Here is a 16,821-nt window from a genome sequence, read left to right as displayed (position 1 = left end):
GTGTTGGACCTGTAATAGTAATATTGTTAATGTTTTTTGGTTGTTACCTTGCCTTCCTGATCGATACTTGCTCTTTGTGCACCTGTTTTGTCGCTGATCGTAGCTGTATATTGTCCTGATATTGCTTCCATAGTCAATGTATAGGTAATACCATTTACTGTAAATGTGCTTTCAGTAATGCCGAGATCACTCAAGGACGTTGCATAGCGGCCATGTGACTGACGATATTCATGTTGCTTGTGGTATACGTCCCAGAGAGTTTCCTTTGCTTCTTCGATGGCCGGGATGGACAATTTGATGGGGGTACTGCCTACAGGACGCTGTACAAAGAAGAGGTAACCCCATTTCTCCGGTGCATGCATATTGATAATGCCCTGTGGAGACCATACCCAGTTATGTTCGGGTAGTGGTTTGCCGCTCGCTTTGTCGGTACGTTTTACATACTTCCCGTTTACAATATCGGTATCCCATTCAACTCTTGAGAAATTGATGCGCCACATGGTGCTGTCCTTCATTTTGATGTGTTGGTTGAAGAAACCAAAGGCACTGAATGGAATGGCCATTTCTACCGTCCATTTTTTGTCTTTATCACCAGGTTTATTCAGGGTGCCATCAATATGCGTAGCAGTACGCATGCCTTGAGCGTCCCAGTTCATGAGTGCATCCCCGTTTTCACGGTAAGGTTTGGGCATGAACAGATCCATGACAGTATTATATGGATTGATTTCTAATTCAAAATACTGGTGGGTGTCGCCATCAGGATCTACGAATACTTCAAAATCATTGTCATGGTAAATGATGGTATCATGCTGGTGTAAGGTCGCCCAGATGTTTTGATCTTCCAGTTCTGTCAGGATGTACAAATAATCCTGGTCCCACAGCATTTTGAGTCTGGTACGCATAGCGGGAGCAGGTTGCTTGTCCCCTTCTATGTCTGTAAAATCCTGACTCCATTCAGCCTTTTGCCAGGCTGCTTCGTCTGGTTTGCCATCCAGTTTAATGGGTGTCGTGGTCTGATAGACATGATATTGCCTTGGGGCCAGATAGGCCGCTTTTTTCTGTGCAAAGGAAGGGAGGCTCAGACACGCCAATCCCATTCCTGCAATCACATGACGGATAAGTTGAGACATGAGTTAAATATAATAAAAGTCAATTGTGGATTTATAGTATTCTTAATGGATGGTAGGAATTATTGATGAATTAAGAATATTCTATCACTTTAGTTTTATCTATTAGTTGTTCATAAGCACCTTATGCCGGCGAACCGGCATAATACAATTTTACCTGTCAATTCATCAAAGCAGGTAGCTGATTTAATAAAATCTCCTACTTCCCTATCTATTCATCAAAGCAATAATTTCATTCGGATCATAGGCAGGACAACCTCCATGATATGAGGCCACCAATGCTCCCAATGCACACGCATACGCTAATGTCACTGCTGGTGGTGTATTAAGAATCCGGTTATAAAGAAATCCCGCCAGGAATGCATCTCCACTTCCAATAGTATCCGCTACGACTACCTTATATCCTGAATGCAGGTAAAACGCATTCTCCATCAGCAAAGCAGCCCCTTTATCTCCCAGGGTCACAATGACTGTGGGTATATCATATTTCTGACTGAATGCGCGTACTCTTTCCTCCATGCTGGCCGGAAATCCATACCAGTCACCTATGAGTTCCAGTTCTGCTTCATTGATTTTCAGGATCTGGCAATGCTGTAAGAGCAATGTCACCAGCTCCTGAGTGAAATGCGGCGGGCGCAGGTTAATATCCAGCACCAGCGTGCGACCACCATCCAACAATGAAAGCAGGGTTTCCTTACTCACCTCATTCCTTGATGCTAAACTGCCGAACACCAGGTATCCCGGGGTATTAGCTATTTCTGCCAGCCCCTCTGATAGTTGAATAAAATCCCATGCTACTGGTCTGACAATTTCATATTGCATTTCATTGGTGGCTGCCAGGCGGGCATACACCTTTCCGGTTTCATGATCCGGATCTCTCTGTATAAACGTGGTGTCTAATTGTAATTGCTGCATAACCTGCCGCAGGTCATCTCCATCTGCATCATTCCCTGTCGCGGATATCATCGCGACCGGTACTCCCAGTTTCTGCAGGTGATAAGCCACATTCATAGGGGCTCCTCCCGGCAATTTCTTATCAGGGAGTATATCCCATAATACTTCTCCAAAGCAGGCAACTTGATACGGTTTCATGATTATTCTGTTAAGCTGGCGCATATTAATGATTTTCAGTTAAAAAGCCAGAGCATTGGACAATGCTCCGGAGTTGGCATGTTCAATCTTGGATGTTCTAAGAAAGAACCTGTTCACAATGGACATAACTTTTCAAGGATATGATCAAAAAGAATGTTCCCTAAAATGCCTGAAAGGAACTTTTCAAGGATATGATCAAAAAGAATGTTCCCCAAAATGCCTGAAAGGAACTTTTCAAGGATATGATCTAAAAGAATGTTCCCCAAAATGCCTGAAAGAAACTTTTCATGGATATGATCAAAAAATAACGTTACCCAAATGCCCGTAAGGAACTTTTCATGGATATGATCAAAACTCATTTTCCCGCAAAACCCTGATCTAAGCATGTTCAAAATGACCTTTTCCCTAAGTTAACCAACCTCATCTTAGCCATTTCGTTCATTTTGCTATTCCCTTTACCAATCTATTCACGCACGCCTGAGTCATATTATATTAACCCACATCCTCTCCACTGACCTTAAAATCTGCTTAAAAACACGATTTTTTGCCAAATATTTAAACGATCGTTTGATTAAATTAAATGTTTGTTTAACTTTGTACCCACAATTCGGTAGAAGATGGAATACAATCACAAGCAATTAGCAATCCTGGACGCTGCAGAACAACTGTTCGCTTCCCAGGGGTTCCACGGAACCTCAGTCAGGGATATTGCTCATGCCGCTGATGTGAACATCGCAATGATTTCCTACTACTTCGGCTCTAAGGAAAAATTGATCGAAGCGATCTTCCTGAAAAGAATCGTAGGATGGAAATCAGTTTTGGAAACTGCCCTGACAGATGAATCACTTTCGTTCGAAACCCGGTTTGACCGGCTGGTGGAAACATATGTTGGACGGATCTTTAATAATCCCTGTTTTAATCTGATGATGATGCGCGCGCAAATTCAGGCAGACCTCGGGGTAAACGACCTGATCCACCAGAATAAACTGGAAGTGCACAATATCATCAGCGCCTTCATTAAGGCAGGACAGGAAAAAGGGGTGTTCAATGAAGGAGTCGACATACTGATGATGGTTAACACACTGGTCGGTACTACCAACCACATAATGTCAACCAGACATCATTTTGCCAGAATTTCAGGGCTTGAGCATCTCACAGATGATCAATTACAGCAGCACCTTGTTATACATATCAGTAATCATTTAAAAAAATTGTTAAAAGCCATTCTTATCCATGAAGCTTAATAGCACATACAGGCGGTTATGGTCTCTGGCAGTGGGAGTATTGTTGACGCTGCCATACCTTGGCAGTCAGGCGCAGGAAAAGAGAACCCTGTCATTGAAGGAAGCCATATCGCTTAGTATTCAGAACAGCAAAGAATTGAAGCTCAGCCAGACAAAGATAGATGCGGCTATGTCTTCAGTTAAAGAAGCTAAAAACGCACAATTACCGGAAGCCAGTGTATCCGGTTCCTACATGAGAATCAACGAACCAAACATATATGGTCCTCTCTTAGGTGGTAGCAGCTCAGGCGGTGGAGAAAGTTCCTTTCCAAAAGTTAACGCTGTCGCCTACGCAATGGCTAATGTATCTATCCCGGTTTTCTCCGGATTTATGATCCAGAGCCAGAAAGAATCTGCTAAATACCTGGCAGAAGCAGCAAGACTGGATGCCGTGAAAGATCGTGAAGCTGTAATCCAGAATACTATCAATGCTTACAGCAACCTGTACAAAGCACAGCAGGCTGTAGCACTGGTAAAGGAAAACCTGAGACAACAGGAACAGCGTGTAGCTGACTTCACCAACCTCGAAAAGAACGGTTTGGTAGCAAGAAACGACCTCCTGAAAGTACAACTGCAACAATCGAATGTAGACGTATCCCTCCTGGAAGCTGAAAGCAACCTGAAAATCGCAAGCATCACCATGGACCTGCTGCTGGGTATTCCCGAAAGCACTGATCTTGAAGCAGTAGCTGATACTTACGACCAGGGTGTGGTAGCAAGCGGCAAAGGTGTAGCAGAATGGGAACAGATTGCAATGACTAACCGTACTGATAACGCTGCACTGCAGGCTCGTGAAAAAGCTGCAACAGCAGGTGTGAAAGCTGCAAAAGGTAACTACTACCCTTCCGTTGCAATCACCGGTGGTTATGTAGCCCTGGACATTCCTAAAGCTTTCGGTGTAACCAACGCAGTAAATGCCGGTGTAGGTGTAAAATATAACGTGGCTTCCCTCTGGAAAAACAGCGCGAAAGTGGATGATGCTAAAATCCAACTCGCTCAGGTACGTGTAAATGAAGAGATGCTGCAGGATAACATTCACATCAGCATTAACAAAGCTTATCAGGACTACCTGGTCAACCAGAAGAAGATTGATATGTACCAGAAAGCAATCGATCAGGCCGAAGAGAACTACAAGATCGTCAAGAATAAGCAGGAAAATAACCTGGCTACTACTACCGATCTGCTCGAAGCTGACGTAGCTAACATCCAGGCAAAACTGAACTACGCTTTCGCGAAAGCCGATGCCATGGTTGCTTACTCCAAATTACTGGAAACAGCAGGCGTGCTGAACGAAGCAGGTACAGAAGGAACTACAACTACCGGCACCACAACCACCGGTAAATAATTATCACAGTAACAAGTTATTAATATCATATATCGCATTATATGGAAACGCAAAATCAAGCGCCTAAGAAAAAGAACTCCACTTTCATCATCGTTTTGGCCGTGTTGGTAATAGGTGGTGGTGCATTTGGTATCACTAAATATATCCATGCACAACACCACGAAGAAACAGATAACGCTCAGGTAGAAGCAAACGTGAGCCCTGTTATCCCTCGTGTTACCGGTTATGTGAAAGAAGTACGTGTAAAAGATAACCAGAGAGTTAAGAAAGGTGATACCCTCGTTATCCTCGATGACAGGGATCTGCAAATAAAACTGGAACAGGCTGAAGCTGCACTGGCTGCATCCGAAGTACAGGTATCAGTAGCTACTGCTAATACAACTGCTGCCCGTTCCAATATCGCTTCTTCTTCTGCTAACATCGGTGCCGTTGACGCACAGATCAAAGCTGCTGAAGTAAACGTATGGCGCGCAAACCAGGACTACGAGCGTTACAACAACCTGATCAAAGATCACTCTATCACCCAGCAACAATATGAGCAGGCACTTGCTACCAAGCAAACTGCTGAGCGTCAGCTGAAAGTGCTGCAGGAACAGAAAGAAGTAGCTGCCCGCCAGACCAACGCTGTTGGTTCCCAGGCAAATGCTACCGCTGAATCTATCAACGCCGCCAAAGCAATCATCAAAGAACGTCAGGCAGAGGTAGACAACGCAAAACTGCAACTGAGCTATACAATCATCCTCGCTCCTGAAGATGGCGAACTGTCAAAGATTTATGTACAGCCAGGTCAGCTGGTTCAGGCTGGTCAGTCTCTGTTTAGCGTAGTATTGTCCAACGATGTTTGGGTAGTAGCTAACTTCAAAGAAACTCAGCTGGATAAAATGAAACTGGGTCAGGAAGTAGAAGTACATGTAGACGCTTTCCCTGGTAAATCACTGAAAGCTAAAGTAACCAGCTTCTCCCCTGCTACCGGTGCCCGTTTTGCACTGCTGCCTCCGGATAACGCTTCTGGTAACTTCGTGAAAGTGGTACAACGCCTGCCTGTAAAGATCGAATTCGAAAATCCAAACAGTCAGCCAGAAGTTAAACAACTCCGCCCAGGTATGAACGTGGTGGTAGATGTACACCTCGACTAATATTTCAATCGCCGGTGATCAATTACGAATTACGGGAAAGGACTCACAATAATACTTCAGACTGGATATAAATATCGCTTGGCTGTAATTCGTAATTGAACATCTGCGCATTGATCACTATAAAATAATTAACATCATGCAACAAGAGAATCTGGTAGAATATGGTGCCCGCAGGGTCATCATTACAATCACTGCCATTTTTTGCGCCTTGCTGGAGATCGTGGATACCACCATCGTGAACGTGGCCCTGAATGACATGCGCGGAAATATGGGAGCTACCTTGAGTGAAATTGGTTGGGTGATCACAGCGTATGCGATTGGTAACGTAATCGTGGTTCCGATGACCAGCTGGTTGTCACAACAATTCGGTAGACGTAACTACTTCGCAGTTTCCATAGTAATCTTTACCATTTCATCCTTCCTCTGCGGTAACGCAAGCGCCTTGTGGGAACTGGTATTGTTCCGCTTCATACAGGGTTTAGGTGGTGGTGCACTGCTGGTAACTTCTCAAACTATTATCACCGAAAGCTACCCTCCTGAAAAACGTGGTATGGCACAAGCCATCTATGGTTTGGGTGTGATCATCGGACCTACCCTCGGTCCTCCTTTAGGTGGTTATATCGTAGATAACTTCGCATGGCCATATATCTTCTACATCAACATTCCAATCGGCGTAATCGCTACATTACTGACCCTTCAGTTCGTACGCAGCCCGAAATATGCAGAGAAGAAGTCAGCGAATGAAATTGACTGGTGGGGTATTGGCTTCCTTGCAATGGCCGTTGGATCACTGCAATATGTATTGGAACGCGGACAGGAAGATGACTGGTTCAACGATACAACCATCCTTGTCTTAGGTATCACTGCAGTTTTAGGGTTCTTCTTCTTTGTGTGGAGAGAACTGGTATATAAAAATCCGATCGTAGAACTGAGAGTATTGAAGAATTCAAACCTCCGGGTAGGTACATTACTCTCCTTCCTCTTAGGTTTCGGTCTTTATGGATCCACTTTCATTATTCCACTGTATACTCAGGGATTGCTTGGATGGACCGCTACCCAGTCAGGTATGCTGATGATACCGGCAGCATTGATGACTGCCTTTATGATGCCGCTGATTGGTAAACTACTCGAAAAAGGGATCCCTAACCAGTACCTGGTAGCAGGTGGTATGGTAGTGTTCTTTGTGTACAGCTTCTGGGGTTACAAGATCATCACACCTGATACAGGGGCAGATGACTTCTTCTGGATGTTGATGGCACGTGGTATCGGTATGGGTATGCTGTTTATCCCGATCACTGCACTGTCCCTTTCTACACTGAAAGGTCAGCAGATCGGTCAGGGGGCTGCATTCACAGGTATGATGCGTCAGCTGGGAGGTTCCTTTGGTGTGGCATTGATCACCACCTTCGTATCAAGACGTAATGAACTGCACCGTATGGACCTGGTGAGTAAACTGGACACCAACAACCCGGATGTGATAAACAGGGTCAATTCCGCTGCCTCCATGTGGGCCAGCAAAGGAATGGATTCAAGAACTGCCCTGGGTAGCGCTTATAAGGGCCTGGAGTATAGCATCATTAAGCAGGCAACAGTACTCTCCTATATGGATGTGTTCCTGTACCTCGGTATCCTGTTCCTCATCTGTGTACCATTCGTACTCATGGTGAAAAGCAACAAACAACAAGGAAAATTAGACGCAAGTGCAATGCACTAAAAGATATTAAAGATATGTTACTAACAGTGTAACAGTTGTAGGTTTAGGTAATGAGCCGGAGTATTCTTACTCCGGCTTTTTCACTCCCTTCCACACAAACATATTAGGTTCTATACATATGTGTGTAGAAATTACCAACAATAGTTATTCACATTTTCACTATTTGCCACAAATGTGGAAAAATATACTCGTAGAAATACCGCTGTATAGTACCTTTGTGCTATCTAATGCCGTGGCATTGGGTTTGCCCCAGATATTAAAATCGGAATTGTCATTGTTTAAAAGCATCAGGACAGTATTGTAAACCAAAAGGAAAAAGATCCAAAAAAGGAATCCCAAAATTTACCTTTATGAAGAGAATTGCATTTGCGTTTGCTACCATAGGAACAGTATTCGCCATTTTAGCTCAGTACGCCATCACTAACGATTGGGCCTGGTTCCGGGTATTTCATACCCTGGGTTTCATAGGCTATATCCTGATCATTAGTGCTGCCGCCTTCTTCTCCCTGATGTTCATACATCAGCTCTCAAGAGATGAGAAAGTAAGGATGCGCAACCGCTCCATCGATATGGATATAGATGGAAGTATTGATGTTTAATCGATCGCTGCCCCTTTGTTAACCGACGCACCATTATTAAAACGCAGGGTATTAGTCCGATGGAGGATTTGAATTTTATACTGAAGTTTGAGTACAAAGGAAAGCCGCACATCCTTGAAGTGCGGCCCTGGGTTCAACGTTATAAGATTGCATTTAAAGTTACCGTAGAGGAACACGAAATCACTTACGAACAGGATGAAGAAGGTCGCTTGCGTGCTATCAGTGACGAGCCTCACTCCTCCAAAGCAATTGATCACGGACTGGTTGGCTTTATCGCCGAAAAGATTGAAGAAGCAATAGCCGGAGAAGAGTAAACTACTCCTCCTGCCTGGCTTCATCTATCAGTGACTGTTCGTCCCAGCCCAACCCTGATGGATTATAACGGGTTGTTCTTTCGCCTGACATCAGTTTCTCCAACTCCTCAATACGTTCCTTAACTGTATTGATATATAGCTTTTTATCATCCCGTATAGCAGATAAGCCCTTCATGGCCTTCTCATCCTGCTTGCGGAAGGTACCTGCATTCCTGTATGCATGGTACGCCCTGACACCCAGCATCTGCAGAGCATCTGCCCCCATACGCAAAGAAGTATCCAGCGTCTCCCTGTAGATGTGCAATACCCCCAGGTCCATCAGCTCAAAGGTATCCGGTATATTTTCCGCCTTCACCAGCATCTGCAGGTGAGGGAAGTGCTTCCGTACTACCCGCACTACTTCCAGTGTCTGCTCTACCGTATCCATAGCTACAATAATCACTTTAGCATCTGCCGCCCCTGCTGATTCCAGCATGTCTCTCCTGGCCGCATCTCCATAATATACTTTCACCCCCAGGTTATGCAGCGCATCTACCCTGTCTGAATCCAGGTCCAGGATAGTAGCCTTCACCCCATTCACCCGCAGAAAACGGCCTACAATATTCCCAAAACGACCAAAGCCGGCAATAATGATGGGATGTTTTTCCTGGATCTCATCAGCCTCCCGTGTATTGGTTGACTGCACATTGAAGCGGGGTTGTATCAGCTTTTCATAAGCAAGTAACAATAGTGGAGTCAGTGCCATACTGATGGCCACCACCGCCGTAAGAATACTCACCGTAGCCTGTGGAAGAATATTATTCTGGTTGGAGAAAGACAACAATACAAACGCAAACTCACCTACCTGCGACAAAGCCATTGCAAACAAGAGATTTTGCTCTATACTGATCTTGAAGATCTTTCCTAACCCTAACAATATCAATCCTTTTAGCGTCATTAAGCCTACTACAAGCCCTAAAATCACCCAGGGCATACTCAGGATCAATTTGAAGTCGATAGATGCCCCTACGGCCATAAAAAACAATCCCAGGAGCAACCCTTTGAATGGCTCTATATCGCTTTCCAGTTCATGGCGATACTCACTGTTTGCCAGCACTACTCCACCAAGGAATGCGCCCAGCGCAGGACTCAATCCTACCAGCGACATCAGCACAGATATTGAAACCACCAGCAATAATGAAAACGCGGTGAACAATTCCCTTACCCTGGTCGCAGCAATGATGCGCAGTAAAGGTCTCAGCAGGTATCGTCCCGCTACCACAATCACCACCACAGCACCCAGTACCACGAGGGTTTGTCCCCAGGCAGGGAGGTTATCTCTCAGAGAGGATTCACTGTGACCCGCAGCACTCTGGGAGGAGCCCGCCAGTAGTGGAAATACTGCCAGCATTGGAATAACTGCTATATCCTGAAACAGTAATACTGAAAATGCACTTTGACCAGCGGCAGAGGACATCTGCCCTTTCTCCTTAAGACTTTGCAACACAATTGCCGTGGACGAAAGAGAGAGAATCATCCCCAACGCCAGTGCAGCATTCAATGGCTGTCCCAGCAAAAGGGCCAGGGCCGCGACCGCTGCCGTGCTAATCAGGACCTGTAAACCTCCCAGTCCCAGGATAGGTGCCCGCAGGTTCCAGAGTAATGCCGGTTCTAGCTCAATTCCAATCAGGAACAGCATCATCACCACCCCGAACTCAGCAAAGTGCATGAGGTCTTGCCCCTCACTGCCAATAAACCCCATGAGGGAAGGCCCAATCACTACCCCTGCGAGCAGGTAACCCAGTACGGAGCCCAGGCCCAGCTTCTTAGCAATGGGAATAAACACCACCGCCGCAGCGAGATAGATCATGGTTATAAAAAAGTATGAATGCTCCATAGTTATCGATCCCTTAAGTTTTCCAGAAATTGTTTGTAACTGATAGCGTGTTCACTAATGCCGGTGGTATCCATCTGGTGAGTGCCATACACCACGAAGGGAGCCAGATATTGCATATTGCAAAGGGTGGCTGTCTGCTTAAAGGGCAACAGGAAATCTGTCAACGAATGTTGATGCCAGCCATCTGCCTGGTATGCTTCCTCCTTGGTACCAGCGGAAATCACATTCGTAATCCGCTTGCCACGGAGTGCCGTACCCGTGCGGCCATAGGCCCAGCCATGCTCCAGTACAAGGTCCTGCCATTGCTTGATAATAGCGGGTGCGCTGTACCAGTAGAAAGGGTGTTGGAATAAAATAATATCGTGTTGCAGCAGTAGTCCCTGCTCCTGTCTTACATCAATGTTCAGATCAGGATATGTTTCGTACAGATCGTGCACAGTCACCCCCTGCATACCACGGATAGTTGCAAGCAGCTGATGGTGGACCCTTGATTTTTCAAAGGCCGGGTGCGCGAATAGAATCAGAATTCTTGACATAGAAGATGGAAATTACGAATTACGTTTTACAAATCAGGAACATCGATGATTTGTAAAACATAATCTATACTTCGTCACCGGAGTATTCCTGGAGTAACAACCTGTATTGATTGAGGATATTTGATTTGGAAATAAAGCCTACCAGTTTATCATTGTCTACTACCGGCAGATTCCATTCTTTTACTTCATCAAATTTTGCAATTACATCTACCACATTGTCATGGAGGCCGATCAGTGCAGGTGCTGCCTGCATTACTTCTTTCACAGTGACTGTATCGTAAAGTAATTGGTTGAACATGATAGGGCGTATACGATCCAGGGTGACCACGCCATCCAGCTTCCCTTCCGGCGATACCACGGCAATCACATTGCGCGTGCTGTTTTTTACCAGTTCTATCAGCTGACGCAGGGTGGCATTCATGTCTATACGTTGAATCGTGTTTTCTACGAGTTCCTCCGTACGAAGTAATGAAAGGATATTCCGGTCATGCTCCCTGGTAAAGATCTTTCCTTCATCTACCAGGTGTTTAAGTTCAGGAGAAATAGGTGAGAACCATTTTGCTACCAGGAAAGATGTAGATGAAACAATCATCAGCGGAATGAATAGGTCATACCCGGAACTGGCTTCCGCAATCAGGAAAATGGCCGTAAGCGGGGCATACATCACACCGCTCATGACACCCGCCATACCAACGATTACCAGGTTGGTGACAGGTACGTCATGGAATCCCACCTGTATACAAAGCATGGCAAAAAAGAATCCCAATACACCGCCCGCAAAAAGCGAAGGTGCAAAGTTACCCCCGTTACCTCCACTTTGAATAGTAATGGAAGAGGCAAATACTTTCAGCAAACAGGTGCAGCCCAGAAACGCCAGTAATACCCAGTTCTTAGCCGGGATGTATCTAAAGAAACTATGTGCAATGATTTCATCCGCCTGTCCGTTCGCCATCTGCTTAATACTTGAATAACCTTCCCCAAATAAGGGCGGCATCAGTACGCAGAGGATGGAAATAATTACTCCTCCCAATACAGCCTTTTGTAAGGCACTCCACTTAAGCCTATGGAAAAAATGTTCTACTTTCTGTGAAATGACAATATAATAGCGGGCATAAATTGCACTTAATAAACCCAGCATAATGTAGAAGGGTACATTATGGTAGTTGAATGCCTGCCTGGATTCAAAGTGAAACAATACTTCCTCCTGCAGAATGATCTTTGAGAGAAGACTACCACAGATTGCTGCCAGAATCAAAGGCAAAAAATCAGAGAAAACAACCCCTGTAAGCAGTATTTCAAATGCAAACATTACCCCTGCAATCGGTGCGTTGAAGGAGGCTGCAATACCGGCAGTGGCACCGGCAGCGAGTAACAGCGTTCTCTCCTTATATCCCAGGTGGTAGTTGCGGGCATAATTACTGCCAATTGCAGCCCCGGTCACGGCAATAGGACTTTCCAGGCCGGCAGAACCTCCCAGGCCTACAGTTAGGGCACTTTGCAGAATCTGGGAATACATTTTAACAGGAGGAATCAGGCTGGAGTTTTGTGCGATTTCGTAGAGAATAAGTCCGACCCCTTTGCGCGACTGGCCCTTAAAAAAGATGATTACAACAAGTGTCGTTATTACAATACCAAGGAAAGGGAATACTGCGTAGAAAAAGACTTGTGTACTAAAGTGAACTTTGTAGGTAATAAAGTAATGAATATAATGGACCAGGGTTTTTAAAATCACACCTGCTAATCCCGCGACCAGACCAACCAGGATACCAGAAAGAACGAGGAACTGGTTTCTATTCATTTTGCTGTGCAGCCAGTGGATCACGATCTCATAACTTCGGACCCTGCGTAGGCTGTATCGTTCAAAATCGCGCTTGAAGCGCAGGAACGAGTGAAATTTCTTTATGTTTTTAAATTGACTCATCAGTTAGTTATCATATTTCAATCAACGCATATACCTTATCATTCAGATACGGTCCACCGGGGTGGCGTGCAGAATAATCAAGGTTTATCCAATATTCGCCTTTCATTTCGTGGTAGTGAATCTCTTTGATGGGTGGCTGGGGGAACAAAGTTACGATAGCCTGCTTTATTACTTCAAAATCTTCTTTAGTACCACAATACAATTCCGGGTAGGCATGGCCCTGGATCAATACAATACGGCATCTGGCCCCGATAGATTGCAGACAGGAAACCATCAGTATACTGTGATCGTCACAGTCACCCCCCATTCCATTTTGTATAGTTTCCTGCGGGGTGGCAAAATATTCATCACGACGGGTATCAGGCACCCATCGGAAATTTTTGTTGATATACTTAAAGAGCGCCAGATAGCGGGTTACTTTCCCATACTTGGGGAAATATTCATCAAAATCTTCTACAGAATGGTAAATAGAAAAGTTACGTACCAGGGAATCTTTGTAGTTCACCTTATCCCGCATGCCTCTCACCGTTTTATCCCGGTAGGTTTCCACACGATGAGGATATAAACTCAGGATATCCAGTTGCTTATAGTTCTTTGCACCCCAGTTACCCTGTACCATGCCTTTATAGTCATTCAGGACATTGTTGAAAGAGTAATTATCCGAGAAGTAATTGAATGACAATACTCCCACCACCAATACAAAGGCAGGAATGATGAGCGGTTTGAAGACCCAGAGCAATAAACGGGTAAACAGAAAAGCGGCCAGAACAGCCAGCAACATATCCAGGTGCCATCCATCCTCAACCAGTGGTGGTATATACCGGTTTAGATATGGTGCCAGCGGTATGATCGTCAGGAGGCTCAGCAGGTTGAGCAGAAATTGCTGGAAAGAGGAATATTTACTTTCATCTATGGCCATTACGGTATGCAATAACGCAAAATTATGCCAGATAACGAAAATCAGATGTGACCGGCGGTCAGAATGCCACCAGTCCTTATTACTGGCCCCACAGCTTATCAAGCTGTTTAAATGATGTACTGGTTCCTATTAACTGCAACTGCTGCCGCGTAATATGTAATTGTTTGTCAGCTTTTAGTGAAGTGTAGATCTTTTGTAATAACTGCAATGCCATCAGCATCAACAGTTTCAAATCCAATTTCTGGGAAATTTCCATGGCTGTCTCTGTAAGTCGTATTGCCTTATTCAGCTCATTTTCAAGCATATAAGAGTAGCCCTGCATTAGCTTGTGCAATACTTCCAGGTGTCTGCCATTGGTATGATCAAAAGAGTAATTCTTTAGTAAGAGGTCTGCATGGCCGCTGATCCTTAAAGCAGTTTTCAAATCCTTATGCCCGAGGGCGGCGTATGCCTGCCAGCTGAGCAATGAGAGTCTTACCGAGTCCAGTTTCTGGTATACCAGTGCCGGGTAACATTCAAATATCCGCTTAGAATAATTAGCCATATGGCCATAATCCTGCAGCAAAGCAAAGGCAAATCCTGAAAACCGGAATACCAGCTCATGAGATACAGTAGGAGCCTGCCTGGTACTACCATTCAGGTATCGGCTATAGTTATAAAGCTTATCCTTGATATTTTCGTTGACGATACCAAACTTCAGGTATTCATATATAAAGAGGAAGAGGTCGTAAGGAGTGACCCACAACTCTTCTTCCGTCATTTCACGTTGAACAATCTTTTTGATAAAATGAAGTTCCTGCTCACACTGCTCTGCATCCAGCTGCAGCAGTGACATGATGAACAGGATACTCCTGATTTTCAGTTTATCTTCCGGTACTTCCGCCAGTTCCAATAAGGCAACGAGTACCTTTCTCTTACCAAAATGAATGAAATTATCATTCAGAATTTTACTGAGAGGATACCTTTTAAAGTAACCATGGGGAAAAATGGATTTAAGTGACATTTCCCGGTTTCCTTCCTGCTGATAGTGTACAGCCAGGTATTCCAGCAACTGGGATTTCTCAATATTGGATAAAGACAGGTGGAACATCTGTCGGATGCTTTCCAGTTGTCCGTTGTTGATCGAATAGCGCAGCATCCACTTAAAGATCCCGGTACGGAAAGGAGAAGAAGGCAGGTGATTGATCACATCATTAAATACCCCTTCGCTCGTCTGGTGATGGCCCCTTGACACAAAATGCATGGCCATAAAGTATTCCATCAGGAACTGATGGGCAAAACGCACCTTCACGTAGAACATGATGTCCTGACTGAGGTTTTCTTCTACCAGTATATTATCGGAAAGCAGTTCTTTAAAGGCAGAAAATAATTCGGCATTCTTATTCAGGAGTTCACTTTTGTCGGCATATTGTCCTTTTTTACCATAATCCAGCAGCTCCAGCAGCTTATTGATGATATTGATCTTAAAGTTATTGTTGTTCGTGCTGAATACTTTCATCTGCACGAATCGCGAGACCATTTCAAAAAGGCTGAGGTGCTCATTAATAAAGGTATTCTCACCTGTATTAAGCTGACAGAAGAGTTGGAGGTAAAAAGGGTACCGCAGTTTTTGCAGGAAGCTTTCACTGAAGGTACGCACTACGGCGGGGTCCATACGATGATTGTAGAGCACGGATTTCACCTCCTGCTCAGTCATCCGGGGGATATTAATATTGGTTTCTTCATCCATTTCCGGTCCCAGGTACCAATAGCGGCCGAAAGGCGGCATACGCTGATCATTATGAAAAATTTCTGACCAGGTATTACTGCGAACGGAGAGGATTACTTTTATCCAGGGGAATTCATCATTGGAATATACGAACTCCTCCAGTTTGGTATACATCAGTTTCAGCTTATCGCTGGACATGGTAATTTCATCAAAACCATCGATAATAAGGATGAGTCTTCCTCCTATTTTATCAAAATGTGCTTTGAAGTATTCCCTGAAATTTTCTCTTTGCCCCAGGCTGAGCTGATCGTCCAGCCAGTTACTCAGGTTAAGTCCACGCAAAAACAGGCTTCCCGCGGCATGTGCATGTATAAACCAGCAGATGTCGTGTGGATACTTTGCTTCTTTGCTATACCAGAAGTGTTCTACCAGGTGTACGAGCGTTGTAGATTTGCCCCATCCGCTGGGTGCGATGAGTGCGGTTGCAGGATATTTGCCTTCCAGGAAACGCTCTATATGTGCAACGCTGAATGCTCTGGATACTGTATTATGGAAGGGAATACCCGAACGATTCTTCAGTGTTACCAAAGTATAGTGTGAAACGGCAGCTCCTTTACTCTTCAGTTCTGCCCATTTACCATCTTTCACCATCTCCCCGGGAGTGGATTGTGTGAAGTGTCTGGTCTGAAAATCTTCCCAGTCCTTGTAACGACAATACTGCGCCAGGGTATTTAATGTATAGCGCGAAAAACTATGCTGTGTCACAGCGAATCCAAAAACTCTTTTCAGAGTCGTCTCACTAACCAATTTGCCTGTCTCGTCGGATATAGCGAGTGACAATCGTTTGCAATCACTGGCCGTTACAGAGTCAACGCCAAAACGTCTCGAAACTTCTTTCTGTAGAGTTATGATAAAGTCATAGGAGAGATCTATCATACGGGGACAAGAAATGGATTTTTTGTAAACGGATTTTGGTAATCAAGTTTAAACTTACGTAGCGTTTTTTAGTTTAGATTTTTTCTTAGAAAAATGAACAAAATGAACAAAACATATGTAAATGAATACAATTTACAATTAATTGTTATTCAGTATTACTAATAAATATAGTACTGTCTGTTTAAAATTTATTTTTATTTATTCAGTTTGATTTCCTATTAGTACTGCCAACTAATTACCTTGTGAATCATTGTACTATAAAAAATATGTTGTCGGGTTAAAAAGAACTGGATAAAAAGATTTTTGAAATGTTAT

At 44.4% G+C, this 16,821-nt stretch carries 13 protein-coding genes; 6 read left to right on the top strand and 7 right to left on the bottom strand.

Annotated features, from left to right (window positions below):
* Nucleotides 1-26: 26 nt before the first annotated feature.
* Complete coding sequence (locus tag DXN04_RS08410) at nt 27-1,130, bottom strand: carbohydrate-binding family 9-like protein (protein WP_116852882.1); 1,104 nt, start codon at nt 1,128-1,130, stop codon at nt 27-29.
* 204 nt (nt 1,131-1,334) lie between these two features.
* Nucleotides 1,335-2,219 (bottom strand): carbohydrate kinase family protein, encoded by an 885-nt coding sequence (locus tag DXN04_RS08405; protein WP_116853387.1) that lies wholly within the window; start codon nt 2,217-2,219, stop codon nt 1,335-1,337.
* Between the two features lie 617 nt (nt 2,220-2,836).
* Between DXN04_RS08405 and DXN04_RS08395 the strand changes: the two genes are divergently transcribed.
* The 6 genes from DXN04_RS08395 (at nt 2,837) to DXN04_RS08370 (ending at nt 8,610) form a co-directional block, all read left to right on the top strand.
* Nucleotides 2,837-3,463, top strand: coding sequence for a TetR/AcrR family transcriptional regulator (locus tag DXN04_RS08395; RefSeq protein ID WP_116852880.1), 627 nt, complete (start codon nt 2,837-2,839; stop codon nt 3,461-3,463).
* Nucleotides 3,453-4,847: a TolC family protein gene (locus DXN04_RS08390; protein ID WP_116852879.1), complete on the top strand. Its 1,395-nt coding sequence runs from the start codon at nt 3,453-3,455 to the stop codon at nt 4,845-4,847. Before DXN04_RS08395 ends, DXN04_RS08390 begins: the two co-directional genes overlap by 11 nt.
* A gap of 41 nt (nt 4,848-4,888) precedes the next feature.
* A complete protein-coding gene (locus tag DXN04_RS08385) occupies nt 4,889-5,983 on the top strand; it encodes an HlyD family secretion protein (protein ID WP_116852878.1) in 1,095 nt (364 codons plus the stop codon).
* Nucleotides 5,984-6,119: 136 nt separating this feature from the next.
* A complete protein-coding gene (locus tag DXN04_RS08380; protein ID WP_116852877.1) occupies nt 6,120-7,697 on the top strand; it encodes a DHA2 family efflux MFS transporter permease subunit in 1,578 nt (525 codons plus the stop codon).
* 350 nt (nt 7,698-8,047) lie between these two features.
* Entirely contained in the window at nt 8,048-8,296 is a 249-nt protein-coding gene (locus tag DXN04_RS08375) for a hypothetical protein (RefSeq protein WP_116852876.1), read from the top strand.
* Between the two features lie 68 nt (nt 8,297-8,364).
* Nucleotides 8,365-8,610, top strand: coding sequence for a hypothetical protein (locus DXN04_RS08370; RefSeq protein ID WP_147319877.1), 246 nt, complete (start codon nt 8,365-8,367; stop codon nt 8,608-8,610).
* A gap of 1 nt (nt 8,611) precedes the next feature.
* Here the strand turns inward: DXN04_RS08370 and DXN04_RS08365 are convergent, their stop codons facing one another.
* From DXN04_RS08365 to DXN04_RS08345, 5 genes are all read right to left on the bottom strand, one after another.
* Nucleotides 8,612-10,459, bottom strand: a complete 1,848-nt coding sequence (locus tag DXN04_RS08365) for a monovalent cation:proton antiporter-2 (CPA2) family protein (protein WP_233525541.1) — start codon at nt 10,457-10,459, stop codon at nt 8,612-8,614.
* 29 nt (nt 10,460-10,488) lie between these two features.
* Nucleotides 10,489-11,022: a glutathione-regulated potassium-efflux system oxidoreductase KefF gene (gene kefF, locus DXN04_RS08360; RefSeq protein WP_116852873.1), complete on the bottom strand. Its 534-nt coding sequence runs from the start codon at nt 11,020-11,022 to the stop codon at nt 10,489-10,491.
* A 64-nt stretch (nt 11,023-11,086) separates the two neighbouring features.
* Nucleotides 11,087-12,943: a chloride channel protein gene (locus DXN04_RS08355; protein WP_116852872.1), complete on the bottom strand. Its 1,857-nt coding sequence runs from the start codon at nt 12,941-12,943 to the stop codon at nt 11,087-11,089.
* Nucleotides 12,944-12,953: 10 nt separating this feature from the next.
* Entirely contained in the window at nt 12,954-13,862 is a 909-nt protein-coding gene (locus DXN04_RS08350) for a transglutaminase-like domain-containing protein (protein ID WP_116852871.1), read from the bottom strand.
* Nucleotides 13,863-13,941: 79 nt separating this feature from the next.
* Entirely contained in the window at nt 13,942-16,506 is a 2,565-nt protein-coding gene (locus tag DXN04_RS08345; protein ID WP_147319876.1) for an NACHT domain-containing protein, read from the bottom strand.
* Nucleotides 16,507-16,821 lie beyond the last annotated feature (315 nt).

Source organism: Chitinophaga silvisoli (genome assembly GCF_003412465.1).
In the GTDB taxonomy this organism is placed as follows: Bacteria; Bacteroidota; Bacteroidia; order Chitinophagales; family Chitinophagaceae; genus Chitinophaga; species Chitinophaga silvisoli.
Note: the sequence above shows the minus strand (reverse complement) of the source record. Positions and strands in the feature narration are given on the sequence as shown.